This window comes from Streptomyces sp. NPDC051218 (assembly GCF_044455475.1).
Classification (GTDB): domain Bacteria; phylum Actinomycetota; class Actinomycetes; order Streptomycetales; family Streptomycetaceae; genus Streptomyces.
The window spans coordinates 152999-168502 of the sequence record NZ_JBITEU010000013.1; the positions used below are offsets into that span (position 1 = coordinate 152999).

The following is a 15504-nucleotide window of genomic DNA, read 5'->3' on the forward strand; positions in this document are numbered from 1 at the left end:
CCGGCGCGACGAGCCGCCCGGTTCACTCCGGGGCTTCCCATCACCCCGCCGCTTCTCCGAGGCGTCCGTCGCCCAGCCGCGCCACATAGGCGTCGACCAGCGCGATCTGCCGCTCGGCAGGGAACTCCTGGGGCGCGAACAGGGCTTGGACGACCAGGCCGAGCACAAAGCTCTGGGCAGCCACGGCGGTGTCATCAGGCCGCGGGCCGAGGGGAAGTTCGCCCACCTCCTGGGCCCGCGCGATGTGTTGGGCCATCCGCTCGCGTGCACGGCGATAGCGCTCGGCGTGCTCGCGGGCCAGCTCCGGATCGGCGAGCGCCACGTCCCAGGAGGCCACCCAGATGCGGTTGCTCGCGGCGCTCTCCGGGTCCAGCGGGAGGATGTCGAGCAGCGTCGCCCGCAGCATCGCCAGACCGGATGCCTCACCGGCCCGTTCCGCCGCCGGGCGTGGGCGGTCGGCCGAGTGCCGGTCGAGTACCTCGAGGGCGTGCTTCAGGAGCGCGCGCTTGCTGGGGAAGTAATGCGTGAGCAGGCCGGTGGTGGCCCCCATCTCCGCGGCGACCGCGCGCAGGGTGAGGCCGCCGAAACCGTGGGAGGCGAGGACCCGCCACACGGCCTGGGAGACCTCGGTCCTGCGGGCGTCATGGTCTGTACGGGCGGGCGGCGTCATGGCCGTTAGAGTACATACCCAACGTTCGTTACGTACCTGGTGCACGACGCCGGGGCACCCGCCCGCGCGCGCCCAGCCGGACAACCGCATAGGACCAGTCATGTACGCCATATCGCTGACCGAGAACGCCGAGCTCCGCATGCTGGAGCCCTGGCAGGACGCCGAGTTCCTGGCCCACATCGACCGGGCTCGCGCCAACACCGACCCGTGGATCCCCTGGGCCGCACGCTCCACCGACCTGGACTCCGCCCGCGCCACCCTCCAGAGCTACGCGGACAAGCAGGCCGCCGATGCCGGGCGGATCTACGGGATCTGGCGGGACGGCGTCCTGATCGGTGGCGTGATGTTCGTGCATTTCGACGCCGAGAGGGGTAACTGCGAGATCGGTGTGTGGGCCGAGCCGGCGGGCGAGGGCAACGGTCTGATCAGCGCCTCGGTACGGCACTTGATCGCGTACGCGTTCGGCGAGCGCCGCATGCACCGCGTCGAGTGGTGGAACAGCACGGGGAACGCCCGCAGCCGGGCCGTCGCCCAGCGCATGGGTATGCACCTGGACGGCACCCTGCGCGAGCAGTCGCTGTACAACGGCATCCGCCATGACATGGAGATCTGGTCCCTGCTCGCACACGAGTGGCGGGGCGAGCAGGACACCGCGTGACGTGTGCGCCTCAGGCGTGACGTGTGCGCCTCAGGCCCCCCGCCGTTTGCGCCTCAGGCCGCGAGGCTCTCCGCGAGGAGGAGTACGCCGATCAGGATCATGGCAGCGCCCGAGACGCGGGTGACGGCGCGCGCGGCCTTGGGGCGTGCCCGCAGGATGGTGCGCGCGAGGACGCCCACGGTCAGGTAGATCGCGGCGCAGCTCAGCGTGTGGACCAGGCCGAGCGCGCCGATCTGGGCCGCCAGCGGCCAGCTGCCGTGCGGGGCGGTGAACTGCGGCAGCAGGGCCAGGAACAGCAGAAGCGCCTTGGGGTTGAGGCCACTGATCCCCGCCCCCTTGAGGACCCGGGCCCCCGCTGCCTCGCCGTCTCCCTCCTGGGGTGACGTCCCGGCGACCGCGGGCCGGGCGAGTGTCGTGGCTCCGAGCCAGACGAGGTAGAGGGCGCCGAGGACCGTCAGGGCGGTGAGGACGGACGGCGTCCGCGTCACCACCGCGGCCACGCCGGCGGCGACCACGGCGGTCAGCGCGAGGTAGCCGAGCAGCAGGCCGCTCACGGCCGGGACCACGGACCGATCGCGGAGCCCCGCATTGATCGCGTAGGCCCAGTCCGCTCCCGGCACGAGGATGAGCAGGACTGAGACGGCCCAGAAGGCGGTGATGGAACTGACGGCCACGACGTACTTCTCCCTCTCGAACAGGTTCTGAGTAGGAGATTAGTTCCGAATAGGCCAAACGTGTTTCCAAGTATTGCCAGCTCAGGCAGCCTGAGTGGCAGAATCTCCCCCATGGATGATGTGGACCGGAAGATTCTTGCCGAGCTCCAGGAGGACGGCCGTCTTACGGTCACGGAGCTGGCGGCGCGCGTACGGCTGAGCCTCTCGCCGTGCCATCGCCGACTGCGTGAACTCGAACGGAGCGGCGCCGTCCGCGGCTACCGCGCGATCCTGGACGCGCGCGCCGTGGGACTGAGCTTCGAGGCTCTGGTCTTCGTCACCATGCGCCAGGAGGACCGCGACACGGTCTCCGCCTTCGAACACGCCCTCACCGAGATCCCCGAGATCTTGCAGGCGGAGCGCCTCTTCGGAGACCCGGACTATCTCGTACGCATCGTCACCAAGGACCTGCCCGCCTTCCAGCGGCTGTACGACGACAAGCTCGCCACCTTGCCCGGGGTGCAGCGCCTGAGCTCCACGCTCGTCATGAAGCACGTGGTGAACGAGCGCGCCCTGCCCCTGTGAGGGCCGACAACGGCTGGCTTTACCTGGCGGCACGCTCACGGCGGCGCCCCTGCCGCTCTCACCACTCGGCGAACGAGCCGTCCTCGTGCCGCCACACCGGGTTGTGCCAGTCGGCCTCGCTGTCGTCGGCCGCGCGTACGGCCGCCTCGTCGATCTCGATGCCGAGCCCGGGTCCGGTCGGGCGCAGGAGGTGGCCCTGATGGAAGCGGAACACCTCGGTGTCGGCGAGGTAGGACAGGACGTCGGCGCCGGTGTTGTAGTGGATGCCGATCGACTGTTCCTGGATGAGGAAGTTGGGGACACCGACGGCGATCTGGAGGCTGGCGGCCAGCGCCACGGGGCCCAGGGGGCAGTGCGGGGCGATGAGGGTGTCGAAGGTCTCGGCCAGGGAGGCGATGCGGCGCACCTCCGAGATGCCGCCCGCGTGGGACAGGTCGGGCTGGAGGACCGCGATGCCGGCCTGGAGAACGGGCAGCACGTCCTGTCGTGAGTACAGGCGCTCGCCGGTGGCGATCGGCACCGGTGAGGACGCGACCAGGGCCGGCAGCAGATGACCGTACTCCGGCAGGAGCGGTTCCTCGACGAACATGGGGGCGAGCGGGGCCAGGTGGGGCAGCAGCCTGCGGGCGTTCGCGGCGTGGAAACGGCCGTGGAAGTCCAGCGCGAAGTCCCTTCCGGGGCCGAGGACTTCGCGGGCCGCGGCGGCGCGGGTGACGATCTCGTCGATGTCGGCGACGGTGGCCAGCGGGTTCATGCGGCCGCTCGCGTTCATCTTCACCGCGGTGAAACCCGCCTCGACCTGTGCCGTCACCTGCTCGGTGATGTGGGCGGGGCTGTCACCGCCCACCCAGCTGTAGGCGCGTACCCGCTCGCGGACCGGGCCGCCGAGCAGTACGTGCACCGGCACGCCGAGCCGCTTGCCCGCGATGTCCCACAATGCTTGGTCGAGACCGGCGACCGCGCTGGAGAGGACCGGGCCACCCCGGTAGAAGGACCCCTTCGTCATGACCTGCCAGTGGTCCTCGATGCCCGACGGGTCCTTGCCGATGAGGAGTTCGGCCAGCTCACCGACGGCCGTACGCACCGTTGCCGCGCGCCCCTCGACCACCGGCTCGCCCCAGCCGACCACTCCCTCGTCGGTCTCCCCGCGGCACAGCAGCCAGCGGGGCGGCACCGCGAACGTCTCTACACGGGTGATCTTCAACGGTGAACCTCCATGGGCAGCACGGCAGTTGACGTACGAGGTCGGCGGCGCGCCGGTGGGCCGACTCAGGCGGAGGTCTTGTACACGCTCCATCCGCCGTCCACCACGAGACTGGCGCCGGTGACGAAGGACGCCTCGTCGCTCAGCAGGAACGCCGCGCTCGCCGCGACCTCGTCCGGGTGGCCGAGGCGGCCCGCCGGGGTCTGCTCGACGCTGCGCGCCCGGTCCGCCGCGCCGATCGTGTCCCAGGCCCGGGTCAGGATGGGTCCGGGCAGGAGGGCGTTGACCCGAACGCCGGGTGCGTACTCCACCGCCAGTTGGCGGGCCAGACCGGTCAGGCCCGCCTTCGCCGCGGCGTAGGCGGGACGTCCGGGCAGCCCCATGACCGCGTGCACGGACGAGACCAGGACGACCGCGCCTCGCGTGACACGCAGGTCGTCGAGGCAGGCCCGTACGCCGAGGAACGCGCCGGTCAGCATGACCGACAACTGCCGGTTCCAGTCGGCCGGTTCGATCGCGTCGGCGGCGCCGCCGCGGACGGTGTAGGCGTTGCTGAGGAGGCCGGAGACCGGGCCGAAGCGGGCGCGGGCGGCCGCCACCGCCCGCGCCCAGGACTCTTCCTCCGCGACGTCACACGCCTGGAAGACGGCATGACCGCCGCCGTCCCGGATGGCACGCGCGGTGCGCTCGCCCTCGTCGACATCCACATCGGCGATCACCACCCCGGCCCCTTCGACCGCGAGCCGCCGAGCCGTCGCCGCGCCGATCCCCTGGGCACCCCCGCTGACGACCACGCAACGGCCGACAAACCGCCGCCCGGAACCCGCAGCCGCGCCGCCGGTGAATCCATCAGCCCTCGACGACTCCTGCGACTCCAACGCCCCTTCCGGCCCCAGGTCCCCCTCCGACCCCCCTGACCCTTCTGAACCGAATGCCCCGGAAGACTCAGAACTCACAGGCAACTCCCGCCCCTCGCACAGACACTCGGCAGCAGACGACCCACCCCGCCATTAACCCCCACGGGACACCTCGCCGCCAACACCCCCTGCTTCTACGGTTGGACGACGTGATGGTGACCGTTCAGCGGAGCGCCTGGGCTCCCAGGACCGACAGACCGCGAAACTCCCCGCGCTGTACGCCGCCACCTCCCCCGACGCCCGGCGTGGCGGGCTCTACGGGCCTCGCGGTCCGGGGCACATGGTCGGCCCTCCCGGCGAACAGAAGCTCTACTCCCGTTTGCGTGGCGCCGAGGAGGCCCACCGCGTCTGGCAGGTCTCCGAAGAGCTGACGAAGACGCCCTTCCCCGACAGCTGAGAATCCCCCGGGGCCCACCGCTCCTCAGGCTCGTCACCGAGCAGCGAGGTCGATCGTGAACGTCACCCGGTCGAGGCCCGGACCGTCGTAGTCCGGCTTCACGCCCGATGCCGTGAAACCGAGGCGCGTATGGAAGGACTGCGACGCGGTGTTCTGCGGACTGGTGATGCAGTGCACGTATCGGCGGCCGCGTGAACGGGCGAGAGCGAAGAAGGCCCCGTACAGGGCCCGCCCGATGCCCTGCCCGTGCAGTCGCGGGTCGACACCGACGAAGTGCACGTACGCGGCGTCGAGTTCGGTCTGCGACATGAAGCCGACCAGGAAGGCCACGACGTTCCCTCCGTCACCCTGCCGCCCGTCGGCCTGCGCCCCCTCGCGTTCGACCAGAAGGCTGGTGGTGGTGAAGTGCTGGAAGTACAGCCTGGGCAGGAGCAGCGAACGCTCCAACGCCCCCGCAGGCCCCTTCAGGCCGCCCCACCACTCGTCCAGCACGGCGAGCACCTGTGGATGGTCTCCCTCTACGGGATGCCGCGCCGTCAGACCACCTGGAAGAACGTCGATCATCGGTGCAGTCTGTCACCGGCGCGATCCACGCCGCTACGCCATTAACCGCGGGCTCCCGCGCCCCCCACCACCGCTCTCGGCTAGGTTGACGCGGCCGATGATCGGCCGGCTAGGAGGATTCGGTGAACGGACGACGAGCGGTCGCGACGCTGGCGGCAGGTGTGGCGGTGACCATGGCGCTGACGTCATGCGGCGGCGAGAGGGACCACCGGACGGGCAGGAGCGTGACGCCGCCCGCACCCCTCTCCTCCCCTTCATCCCACTCCCCTTCACCATCGCGTACGGAGCCGAGTCCCACCCCCGAGGTCCTGTCGCCCACCGGCCCGGTGACCGCACCCGGCCGGGACGCGATGACCGGGCCCCAACAGGTCTTTTCTGGCGCAGAGTTGAAGAAGGCGCTCCTGCCCGACTCCACGTTCGGCCGGCACCTGACGCGCGGGGACGAGTTCGCGATGGCCTTCGAGAGCACGCGTGAAAAGCGGAGGGGGCGTTGGCAGTACTGCCTCCTCGGGGACGCGGACCCGGCCTGGCTGGGCACAGCCACCTATCGCGGCACGGAAACGGCGGCCCACACGCAGCGCGTCATCGGTAACGAAGGGGAAGCGGTGGCCGTGCAGTGGCTCGCGCCTCGCTGCCCGCGGCATCGGCCCGCCACTACATGCGCCTCGAACAGGACATCAGGCGACACTGCCCCTCCTTCTCCTCCGACATGGAAGCGGGCACGGCCGACGAGAAGTACTCCGTGGAACCGCTGAAGGGGCTCGGCGACGAGGCGTACGTGGAGATCCACGAGATCGAGTACGAGGGCAATGTCCGCACCGAGTACGCCGCTCACGCCCGCGTCGGGGGCGTACTCGTCTCGGTCACAGGAGTCGCGGGCGTGGCGGACCGAGACGACACCGTCCGGTGGACCGCACATCTGGCCCGGAAGGTGGGCAGCACGTTGTACGCCGCCGGCGAGGGGTGAGGGCTCACCCGCGGCTCGACCGTTACGGGCGCGATAGCTCAACTCACGTACGGGCTTTCGGTGGTTGCGGGAGGGCGCGGTATCGGTCGAAGGCTTCCCTAGCGTCCGAAACGAACGCCTCGTGACGCACCAGGTCAGCCAACTCGCGCTCCGTGAACCAGGCGTGCCACGCGATCTCCGAGGCATCCGGTCTCACCGGACCCTTCACCACGACCTCGTGCAGGCCGAGCCAGTAGGGGCTGATCACGCCCGCGCACAGGAACTTGAACACGAACCGCGGGCGCCCCTCGACCCCGAGCTCTTCCGACAACTCCCGCGCGGCGCCCTCTTCATACGTCTCCCCCACCTCCGTGGCCCCGCCCAGCATCCAGTTGAACTGGCCCGGAAAGCGCGACATGTCCCCGGGCCGGCGGTGAACGAGAATGCGCCCGGCGGTGTCACGACACACGATGGTCGCCACGCGGTGCAGCCAGCCCTGCCGAATGGCCTCGTCCCGGTCCACGACTGCCACCACCTGATCGCGCTCGTCCACGCGCTCCACGGACTCACTCATGGCTCCCACGATGGCAGGTACCACTGACAGTTGACGGCACCGACGGGGCGGCGGCCGGATCGACGGACGCATCCGTGGGGCATGCCGCCCCTCACTCGATGGCGCTCCGGCCGAGAACTCCGGTTCGTAGGGCGGGAGTCCCGAGGCGCTCACGAGAACGCTTCTGCCCGATCGGTTCGGTATCGGCGCGGCGGCCGGCTTCGGCATACCGCTCTTCGGGTTCGCCGTGCCGGGTCGAGTAGGGCGAAGACTGCCGGTCCCTGTCCTTCGCCCCCTTGCCCCTCTCGCCGTGGCCTCCGCCACCGTGGCCCCTCTCGCCGTGGCCTCCGCCACCGTGGCCCCCCTCGCCGTGGCCTCCGCCACCGTGGCCCCTGGCGCCGTCGTCCCGCTCTCCTCGGTCTTCCTCCGTGTTCTCCGTAGGCCCTGGCCTCCGCGCGCGGGGCGAGGTGGGTTCGCAGGTCGAGACTGTGCAGACGTGGTCACCACCGCGTGGCGCTCCGGCGCGGCCCTTGTCACCCTCGCCGCCCCTTCCGCCCTTCTCACCCATCACACCCTTCACGGTGGGTTCGGCCCTCCCCTTGGTCGACCGTGATTTCGGGGAACTCGTCGAGGAGTCGAGCTCCCATCGTTGCTCCGGCGATCCGTCACGGACCTTGACCACGGCCTCCGCTCCCTTGCGCGACGAGGCAGGCGCCACCGCGAGTCCTTCGTGCCACCGCGGCAGCAACTCCCCGCGTGCAGTCAGGTCGTAGCGCACCTCGTCGGCATGCGCGGTCGAAGGTGCCACACAGGGCCCGAGGATGAGTACGCCGTCGTCCCGGTGTGAGTCGAGGCAGAGTTGAGGATCGGCGGCGCTGCTCAGGAGCCCGTTCTTGTCGTACGACCACTGCTGGCTCTCCGCGGCCGAGCACTTCGCGAGCTTCACCTCGGCGCCGGGCTTCACCTTGCCCCGGACGTCGAGGCACAGATCTGCCTCCGTATTGCGGAGCCTGCCCTGGTCGGACCTGCCGGGCTGCCCCGCCGATGTGGGTGGGGAGGTACCGGCCGAGGGCGGCTCGGGGTCCGCGCTGGGGCGGGCGTCATGGCTGCCGGTCATGCCGGTCATCCCGGTCGGGGGAACAGCACCGTCGCCGCCGCCGTCACCCGACGAGAGGGCGATGACCAGCACCGTGGCAAGCAGGGCCGCGGACCCCACGGCCGCACCGGTGCGCAGCGCCCTGGAAGGCGGACGCGTCGACGCGTGCGGGCCGCCGGCCGGCAGAGGGACGTGAGACGGCGGTCGGTGTCGTCCACCACCGCCCGCGTGCCTGCCGCCTTGACCGGCAGTTCCCGCGCCACGCTTCGTGGCGCCCCCTCGCCCCGGCCGCGACTCGAGGTAGCGGCGGGCGCCCCACCCGAGGACCGCTTCGGCGAGCAGCGTGCCCAACTCGCCCTCGACAAAGCTGAGTTGTTCGGTCACGTCACAGCAGTGGCGGCACGACGACAGATGCTGCTGGACATCGGGAAGCAAGGTGCCGCCACGACGCATCGTGACGTCGATGATTCGGTTGTAGAGGGGGCATTCCTCGGTGGGCGCGAGTTCCCGGTGACCGCGGAGGATGCCCGCCCGGAATTGCTCCCGCGCCTGTTCGAGGGCGGCGGCAGCGAGGTCGACACTCAAGCCCGACAAACCAGCCGGTATGGATATGTCGTCGGCCTCGACCGCGGTGTGCCAGAGCAGACACTGGGCCACTCCGGGAAGAGCCCAGAACGAGCGTGCCGCGAGTCGCCGCTTTTCGGGTGTCATGGTCGTCGCCGCCCGCATACCGCGACCGCCGGTGGGTTTGCGGAGTTCCGGCATGAGGGCGGATATTCGCTCGTCGACGGTCCATCCCCTGACCGTCTCCCGGACGGTCACCAGGAGATACGGACGCAGGGCCCCGCCCGGCTCGGCGCTCGCCATCTGTTCGAGCACTCGGTGGAAGGACGCCGCGGCGACCATCGAGGCCGAACTCGACCAAGAAGCGAGGCAGATGGCCGAGTAGTCGTACGTCGCCTGCCAGTGCCGTGCGAGCAGCAGCGCTACGGGCTGGTCCGACTCCCCCTCCGACCCGCCTCGCAGCCGGGCGGCAAGGCTCGTGTCGGATTCTTCGGGGCTCGCACCGGTACGAGGGGGGCGGGTCGGGCGTGGGGGGTGGGGGGATTGCACGGAACCTTTTCCTTCCAAGCCGAAAGACGGCACGCGGAAAACAACACCCATCAAAAATGGGTGCCTGATTGGTGCATACCTATCGCTTACCGAGAGGGGAAAATGGATCAACAAACCGCGGACCGTCCGATACGGCCGACAGAAGACCTTTTGGGTCGACGGCACGAATCCGGAACGGAAAGGCGGATCTGATCATTCCCGGAGCGCGAGGAAGCTCACCTTGGCACAGCCGACTCACGGGAAACAAGAAGTTCGAGTGACTTGCATTCAGGGAGAGAGAGGAACGCTGGCGTTACCTGCGGTACTCGCACCCGCTTTCGAAATCTACGGCGAATCGTCCAGCGCCACGGATACGGTGAAGGCCTCATCGAGGACCGAGACCAGCCCGGCAGCGACGTCCGCGAAGTACGTGGAAGCCCACCGCTCCACGGCCTTCAGGAAGCCCGAGAGGTCGTCCTGGACCGAGCCAAGGAGTTCCCGCAACTCCGCCCGGGGGATGGCGATGGGCGCCCCTTCCTGGCGGTCCGCGTCGGGCCAGAGCCGGATGACCGACCCTGCGTGCTCGACACGCGGTTCGGTGTCATGGCCGAGCCAAGGCTCATCGCCGCCCAAAAGGCCAAGCCAGTCCCGCCAGTTCTCCAGGCCGAAGCAGCATCCGGGCGTGACCGTAACCCCGGTGACGGTGTCCCGGATCCTCAGGCCGCCGGGCGCGACAACACACTCGGCCGCCAACAGACGACGCAACTGCCCCATGCCGTCAGCGGCTTGACGCTCTCCACGCTTGCGCGGCCGGAGGTTGTAGCGGGTCAAGACCGCCACCGCAGTGCCGACCTGACGCGACGACAGGTCACCACTCCCCGAAAAACCCTTCCCCCTCGGCACATACACCCCAGGGCTAGCCGTGGCTTCCGAGCCGGGCGCGTTGGAGCGTCTGGGCCAGCGTTCGACGTGCTGACGCCGAGCCGGGGGCGGACGTGGAGGTGGCGGAGGGCTTCGTGGGGACGTCCAGGTGGCGGCTGATCTCGTCGTACGCGGACCTGCAGCCCGCCGGGAGTTTCGTCCGGTGTTGCCGGAGATCCTCTTCGACGAGCCTCCGCAGCTCGTCCACGTTCTGGGGCGTCAAGCGCTTCTTCCCTCGGCCGAGGTCATCCACGTAACGGGAACAGTGGGCGCTGTCGTCCAGGGTCTCGGAGATCACCTCGGCGAGGCCCCACAGGCGGCCTTCGAGCCATGGGGGGTCTCGTTGGTCGAGGTGGAGCTCCATCCGCGGCGGCCGGTCGCCCGCCTTGTGCTTCGTCACCTGCTTGGACACGGCGGGCTGACTCATGTCCGCGAGCGCAGCGATCCTCTCCTGCGTCCAGCCGAGATCGATGAACAGCTTGATCATCTCCGCGCGCAGCTTCCGCATCTCCTCACCCGCGCGAATGACCTCGTTCATGCCGGCGAGCATCCGCTCGGCCTGCCCTTCGGTCAGCGTCTTCGAGCTCGCGTGAGTGTCCTCGCCACCTGCCATGGCTCGGTTATACAGTCCTGCGGCACCGGCGGCATAACCAGGTTCTATAACCGGGTTGTATAACCTGGTTATAGCTGTCAGGATCCGCCTCATGGACCACGCTCACGCTCATCCCCGCCGCCGCTCCCTCTTCTACTCCGCTCCTGACGGGGCCCGGCTCGCTCACCACGTACTCGGCGACGGCGACCCCGTCGTCTGCCTTCCCGGAGGCCCCGCCGGCTCCCGCTACCTCGGCGACCTCGGTGGTCTGGCCGCGCACCGGCAGCTCATCGTCCTGGACACCCGCGGCACCGGCCGGTCCGCGATTCCCGACGACCCCTCCTCCTATCGGTGCGACCGCCTCGTCGAGGACGTAGAGGCCCTGCGCGAGCACCTAGGACTCCATCGGATGGACCTGCTCGGCCACTCCGGCGGCGCGAACATCGCGGCGCAGTACGCGGCCCGGTATCCGCACAGCGTCAGCAAGCTCGCCCTGGTCGGCCCCGGCACGCGAGCCGTCGGCATCGACGTCCCCGGGGGGATGCGGCGTGAGCTCGCGCTGGCGCGGAAGGACGAGCCGTGGTTCCCGTCGGCCTTCGCCGCCCTGGAGGCGATCACGAACGGCACCGGCTCGGACTGGGAGGCCATCAGCCCCTTCTTCTACGGCCGATGGGACACCTCGGCACAGCACCACTACGCCACGAGTCAGCCGGAGAACCAGGAAGCAGTCGTCGGCTTCGCGGCACAGGGCGCCTTCGACCCGGAGGCCACCCGTGCCGGGCTCGCGAACTGTGAGATGCCGGTGCTGCTGCTCACCGGAGAGTTCGACATGAACAGTCCACCCCGGGCCGTGGCCGAGTTCGCGGCCCTGTTCCGCGACGCCACGTGCGTCGTGCAGCCGGGCGCGGGCCACTACCCCTGGCTCGACGACGCCGAGCGGTTCGTGGCGACCACGGCGGCGTTCCTGGGGTAGCCGGCCGGTGGCAGGCCCTTCCGTCGACGTGTTGATCACCGAACGTGTGACCAGCTGAAATCAGGTCACACGAGGGGCATGACGCGTTTTGTGGTGGTGGGCCTGTTGGCGGCCTGCGCGGTGGGCGGTGTGCTGCTCGCCCTCCTGGCATCCCCGTGGTGGTGGCTCGCGGCGGCTCCGTTCCTGGCCGTGGCGCTGACCGGTGCGTACGACCTGGTGCAGCGGCGGCACTCTGTGCTGCGGAACTATCCGGTGCTCGGCCATCTGCGATTCCTGATGGAGACGCTGCGCCCGGAGCTGCAGCAGTACTTCGTCGAGCGCAACTATGACGGCAGGCCTTACGACCGCGACACCCGCAGCATCGTCTACGAGCGGGCCAAGGGAGTCGCCGCCGAGGAACCGTTCGGCAGCGAGCGCGACATGGACGCCCGCGGCTACGAGTTCCTCGTGCCGTCCATGGCCCCGGTGGCCGTCCCCGACGAGCCGCCCCGTGTCCGGATCGGCGGCCCCGACTGCACCGAGCCGTACGACATGGCTCTCCTCAATGTCTCGGCGATGAGCTTCGGCTCGCTCTCCTCCAACGCCATCGTGGCGCTGAACACGGGCGCGGCACGCGGCGGGTTCGCCCACGACACCGGCGAGGGCGGCCTGTCCACGCACCACCTGCGGCCCGGCGGTGACCTCGTCTGGGAGATAGGCACCGGCTACTTCGGCTGCCGCACCCGCGACGGGGACTTCGACGCGCGGCAGTTCGCCGACAAGGCCGCCCACCCTTCCGTGCGCTGTGTGTCGCTCAAGCTGTCGCAGGGCGCGAAACCGGGGATCGGCGGCGTCCTGCCCGGCAGCAAGGTCAACGCCGAGATCGCCTCCGTACGGGGCGTGCCCGAAGGCGAGACCGTCGTCTCGCCGCCGTACCACCGCGCCTTCTCCACCCCGCGCGAACTCGTCCAGTTCCTCGCCCGACTGCGGGAACTGGCGAACGGCAAGCCGGTGGGATTCAAGCTGTGCCCCGGATCCAGGACCCAGTTCCTCGCCGTGTGCAAGGCCATGGTGGAGGAGGGGATCACGCCGGACTTCATCGTCGTGGACGGCGCGGAGGGCGGTACGGGGGCGGCGCCGCTTGAGTTCGCCGACCATCTCGGCATGCCGCTGCGGGAAGGTCTCTTCACCGTGCACAGCGCCCTCAAGGGCACGGGCCTGCGGGACAAGATTCGCCTCGGCGCCAGCGGCAAGGTGGCGACGGGCGCCGACATCGTCAAGCGCCTCCTGCTCGGCGCGGACTACACCAACGCGGCCCGCGCGATGATGTTCGCCATCGGCTGCATCCAGGCCCAGCGCTGTCACACCAACCGCTGCCCGACCGGCGTCACCACCCAGGACCCGCGCCGCGCCCGCGCCCTCGACGTCGTCGACAAGGCCGCGCGGGTGGCGCGCTACCAGAAGGCCACCGTCCACAGCGCGTTGCAGATCATGGCCGCGATGGGCGTCAACGACCCCGCGCAGCTCGGCCCTCATCTCCTGCGGCGCCGCGAGGACCACGGCGAGTTCCGGTCCTACGCCGAGCTGTACGAGTGGCTGTCCCCCGGCGAACTGCTCACAGCGCCGCCCGCGAGCTGGGCCGCCGACTGGCGGGCAGCGGATCCGGACGCCTTCACGGCCTGACGACCGCGCCGACCGGACCGCCCGAAAGCCCGGACCGCCCGCACCGCCCGCAAAACGCGCCCTGCCGCCATCCCTGTCTGCTGATCCAGGAAAGGAACATCTGATGACCCGCACCGTTGCCCGCGTAGTGATCGACGCCTTGGAAGAACTCGACGTGCGCCACGTGTTCGGCGTCGTGGGGGACGCCCTGAACCCCTTCACCGACGCCATCCGCGACAGCAAGTCCGTCGAATGGGTGGGCTGCCGCCACGAGGAGGCCGCCGCCTTCGCCGCAGGCGCCCAGTCCCAGCTCACCGACACCCTCGGGGTCTGCATGGGCACCGTGGGACCGGGCTCCGTACACCTCCTGAACGGGTTGTACGACGCCGCCAAGAGCGGCACCCCGGTGCTCGCCATCGCGGGGCAGGTGCCCCTGTCGGAGGTGGGCACCGACTACTTCCAGGAAGTCGACAACGACCTCCTCTTCCGTGACGTCGCCGTCTTCCGCGCCACCGTCACCTCCCCCGAGCAGATGCCCGGCCTCCTGGAGATCGCCGCGCGCACCGCGATCGGGCGCCGTGGTGTGGCCGTGCTGACGGTCCCCGGCGACGTCGGCGACAAGGAGCTGCCGAACGACCGGCCGACGCGGCTGTCCGTCGCCCAGTCCGCCAACCGGCCCGACGACCCGGTGCTCGACGAGGCGGCCGCCGCCCTCTCCGACGGCGGCAAGGTCACCATGCTGGTCGGCCGCGGGGCGCGTGGCTCCCGCGAGGACGTCCTCGCGCTCGCGGAGCGTCTCGCGGCTCCCATGGTGCTCACGCTCAAGGCGAAGGAAGGCTTCGAGGGCGACAACCCCTACCAGGTCGGCCAGACGGGGCTGATCGGCAATCCGGCCGCCGCGCACGCCATGGACCAGGCCGACACCCTGCTGCTGCTCGGCACCGACTTCCCTTACCGGGACTGGTATCCCGAGGGCAAGAAGGTCGTCCAGGTCGACCGGGTCGCCGAGCACATCGGTCGCCGCGTCCCGGTCGAGGTGGCCCTGGCCGCCGACGTCGGCCCCACCGTGCGCGGACTCCTGGAGCGTCTTGAGCGGCGTACGGAGCGCGGGCACCTGGACGGAGCGCGGGAGAAGTTCACCAAGTGGCAGGAGGGCCAGCAGCGTCTCGCCTCGCCCGGACACGACCGTGGGCTGATCGGCAAGGTCCGCTCCGCCTTCGACAACCGCGATCACCTCGTACGTCCGGAAGCGCTGGCCGCCGCGGTGGACGCCCTGGCGGCCGACGACGCCGTGTTCACCTCGGACACCGGCATGGCCACCGTGTGGCTCTCGCGTTTCGTGGAGATGCGCGGTTCCCGTCGCCTGCTCGGCTCGTACAACCTCGGCTCGATGGCCAACGCGATGCCGCAGGCGATCGGCGCGCAGCTCCTGGACCCCGACCGGCAGGTCGTCGCCTTCTGCGGCGACGGCGGTCTGGGGATGCTGCTCGGTGACCTCATGACCATCCGCAGCCGGCAGCTTCCGGTGAAGCTCGTGGTCTTCGACAACCAGCGGCTCGGGATGGTGAAGCTGGAGCAGGAGCAGGCGGGCCTCGCGGAGTTCGGCACCGAGCTCGACAACCCGGACTTCGCCGCGGTGGCGGAAGCCCTGGGCATCACCGGCATCCGGGTGAGCAGGGCCGAGGATCTCGCCGAGGGCGTCGGCAAGGCCTTCGCCACGCCGGGGCCCGTCCTGCTGGACGTCCTCACCAACCCCGAGGAGATCGCGGTGCCGGGCAAGCCGACCGTCCAGCAGGGCTGGGGGTTCGCCATCGCCAAGGTCCGCGAGAACCTCACGAGCCCCGGCGGTCACTGAGAAACGGAAGCGTTCGTCACGTATCGGCGGCGCCAAGTCGGGCACTCGGACACTGTCCGGCACTGGAACCAACCCAACCGGGGAGCTCGGAGAGGTCAGCGAGCTCAGGCCGGCGAGGAGGCCCGTAGTGGAACAACCCCTAGTGGAATAAATGGCCACACCGGGGGAAAAGCCGCAATATGGACTC

15 protein-coding genes and 1 pseudogene are annotated in these 15504 nt (G+C 70.1%); 7 read left to right on the plus strand and 9 right to left on the minus strand.

The window, feature by feature from the left end; genetic code table 11:
• Nucleotides 1–40: 40 nt before the first annotated feature.
• Nucleotides 41–670: a TetR/AcrR family transcriptional regulator gene (locus ACIBCK_RS34255; RefSeq protein WP_399396600.1), complete on the minus strand. Its 630-nt coding sequence runs from the start codon at nt 668–670 to the stop codon at nt 41–43.
• Nucleotides 671–770: 100 nt separating this feature from the next.
• Here ACIBCK_RS34255 and ACIBCK_RS34260 point away from each other — a divergent pair, with 100 nt between their 5' ends.
• A complete protein-coding gene (locus tag ACIBCK_RS34260; RefSeq protein WP_399396602.1) occupies nt 771–1328 on the plus strand; it encodes a GNAT family N-acetyltransferase in 558 nt (185 codons plus the stop codon).
• Nucleotides 1329–1381: 53 nt separating this feature from the next.
• Here ACIBCK_RS34260 and ACIBCK_RS34265 read toward each other — a convergent pair whose 3' ends face one another.
• Nucleotides 1382–2002, minus strand: coding sequence for a LysE family translocator (locus ACIBCK_RS34265; protein WP_399396604.1), 621 nt, complete (start codon nt 2000–2002; stop codon nt 1382–1384).
• Nucleotides 2003–2113: 111 nt separating this feature from the next.
• Here ACIBCK_RS34265 and ACIBCK_RS34270 point away from each other — a divergent pair, with 111 nt between their 5' ends.
• Entirely contained in the window at nt 2114–2566 is a 453-nt protein-coding gene (locus ACIBCK_RS34270) for an Lrp/AsnC family transcriptional regulator (protein WP_367047826.1), read from the plus strand.
• Nucleotides 2567–2624: 58 nt separating this feature from the next.
• Here ACIBCK_RS34270 and dgoD read toward each other — a convergent pair whose 3' ends face one another.
• Nucleotides 2625–3770 carry a galactonate dehydratase gene (dgoD, locus tag ACIBCK_RS34275; RefSeq protein WP_399396606.1) on the minus strand — a complete coding sequence of 382 codons (1146 nt, stop codon included), beginning with the start codon at nt 3768–3770 and terminating at the stop codon, nt 2625–2627.
• A gap of 65 nt (nt 3771–3835) precedes the next feature.
• A complete protein-coding gene (locus ACIBCK_RS34280; RefSeq protein ID WP_399396608.1) occupies nt 3836–4564 on the minus strand; it encodes an SDR family NAD(P)-dependent oxidoreductase in 729 nt (242 codons plus the stop codon).
• A gap of 316 nt (nt 4565–4880) precedes the next feature.
• Here ACIBCK_RS34280 and ACIBCK_RS34285 point away from each other — a divergent pair.
• A pseudogene (locus ACIBCK_RS34285) lies at nt 4881–5084 on the plus strand (short chain dehydrogenase); the annotation flags it as partial.
• 33 nt (nt 5085–5117) lie between these two features.
• Here the strand turns inward: ACIBCK_RS34285 and ACIBCK_RS34290 are convergent.
• Nucleotides 5118–5648 (minus strand): GNAT family N-acetyltransferase, encoded by a 531-nt coding sequence (locus ACIBCK_RS34290; protein WP_399396610.1) that lies wholly within the window; start codon nt 5646–5648, stop codon nt 5118–5120.
• A 616-nt stretch (nt 5649–6264) separates the two neighbouring features.
• Here ACIBCK_RS34290 and ACIBCK_RS34295 point away from each other — a divergent pair.
• Entirely contained in the window at nt 6265–6615 is a 351-nt protein-coding gene (locus ACIBCK_RS34295; protein ID WP_399396612.1) for a hypothetical protein, read from the plus strand.
• A 43-nt stretch (nt 6616–6658) separates the two neighbouring features.
• Here the strand turns inward: ACIBCK_RS34295 and ACIBCK_RS34300 are convergent, their stop codons facing one another.
• The 4 genes from ACIBCK_RS34300 to ACIBCK_RS34315 all read right to left on the minus strand — a co-directional run bounded on the left by ACIBCK_RS34300 (nt 6659) and on the right by ACIBCK_RS34315 (nt 10869).
• On the minus strand, nt 6659–7168 hold the full coding sequence (locus ACIBCK_RS34300) for an NUDIX hydrolase (protein ID WP_399396614.1): 510 nt from the start codon (nt 7166–7168) through the stop codon (nt 6659–6661).
• Between the two features lie 91 nt (nt 7169–7259).
• Entirely contained in the window at nt 7260–9356 is a 2097-nt protein-coding gene (locus tag ACIBCK_RS34305) for an RICIN domain-containing protein (RefSeq protein WP_399396616.1), read from the minus strand.
• Nucleotides 9357–9680: 324 nt separating this feature from the next.
• The gene (locus tag ACIBCK_RS34310) at nt 9681–10109 is read right to left on the minus strand and encodes a hypothetical protein (RefSeq protein WP_399396618.1); all 429 of its coding nucleotides are present in this window, start codon (nt 10107–10109) and stop codon (nt 9681–9683) included.
• 142 nt (nt 10110–10251) lie between these two features.
• Entirely contained in the window at nt 10252–10869 is a 618-nt protein-coding gene (locus ACIBCK_RS34315; protein ID WP_399396619.1) for a sigma-70 family RNA polymerase sigma factor, read from the minus strand.
• Between the two features lie 91 nt (nt 10870–10960).
• On the opposite strand from ACIBCK_RS34315, the gene ACIBCK_RS34320 reads away from it, so the two are divergent.
• From ACIBCK_RS34320 to ACIBCK_RS34330, 3 genes are all read left to right on the plus strand, one after another.
• Nucleotides 10961–11821: an alpha/beta fold hydrolase gene (locus ACIBCK_RS34320; protein ID WP_399396621.1), complete on the plus strand. Its 861-nt coding sequence runs from the start codon at nt 10961–10963 to the stop codon at nt 11819–11821.
• A gap of 78 nt (nt 11822–11899) precedes the next feature.
• The gene (locus ACIBCK_RS34325) at nt 11900–13483 is read left to right on the plus strand and encodes an FMN-binding glutamate synthase family protein (RefSeq protein WP_399396622.1); all 1584 of its coding nucleotides are present in this window, start codon (nt 11900–11902) and stop codon (nt 13481–13483) included.
• A 103-nt stretch (nt 13484–13586) separates the two neighbouring features.
• Complete coding sequence (locus ACIBCK_RS34330; RefSeq protein ID WP_399396624.1) at nt 13587–15317, plus strand: thiamine pyrophosphate-dependent enzyme; 1731 nt, start codon at nt 13587–13589, stop codon at nt 15315–15317.
• Nucleotides 15318–15504: the final 187 nt, after the last annotated feature.

What these genes read in the sequence shown, in the direction of transcription:
- ACIBCK_RS34255 (WP_399396600.1), bottom strand. Translation starts at nt 670, where the DNA reads ATGACGCCGCCCGCCCGTACAGACCATGACGCCCGCAGGACCGAGGTC.
- ACIBCK_RS34310 (WP_399396618.1), bottom strand. Translation starts at nt 10,109, where the DNA reads ATGGGGCAGTTGCGTCGTCTGTTGGCGGCCGAGTGTGTTGTCGCGCCC.
- ACIBCK_RS34290 (WP_399396610.1), bottom strand. Translation starts at nt 5,648, where the DNA reads ATGATCGACGTTCTTCCAGGTGGTCTGACGGCGCGGCATCCCGTAGAG.
- ACIBCK_RS34300 (WP_399396614.1), bottom strand. Translation starts at nt 7,168, where the DNA reads ATGAGTGAGTCCGTGGAGCGCGTGGACGAGCGCGATCAGGTGGTGGCA.
- ACIBCK_RS34260 (WP_399396602.1), top strand. Translation starts at nt 771, where the DNA reads ATGTACGCCATATCGCTGACCGAGAACGCCGAGCTCCGCATGCTGGAG.
- ACIBCK_RS34270 (WP_367047826.1), top strand. Translation starts at nt 2,114, where the DNA reads ATGGATGATGTGGACCGGAAGATTCTTGCCGAGCTCCAGGAGGACGGC.
- ACIBCK_RS34325 (WP_399396622.1), top strand. Translation starts at nt 11,900, where the DNA reads ATGACGCGTTTTGTGGTGGTGGGCCTGTTGGCGGCCTGCGCGGTGGGC.
- ACIBCK_RS34315 (WP_399396619.1), bottom strand. Translation starts at nt 10,869, where the DNA reads ATGGCAGGTGGCGAGGACACTCACGCGAGCTCGAAGACGCTGACCGAA.
- ACIBCK_RS34330 (WP_399396624.1), top strand. Translation starts at nt 13,587, where the DNA reads ATGACCCGCACCGTTGCCCGCGTAGTGATCGACGCCTTGGAAGAACTC.
- ACIBCK_RS34320 (WP_399396621.1), top strand. Translation starts at nt 10,961, where the DNA reads ATGGACCACGCTCACGCTCATCCCCGCCGCCGCTCCCTCTTCTACTCC.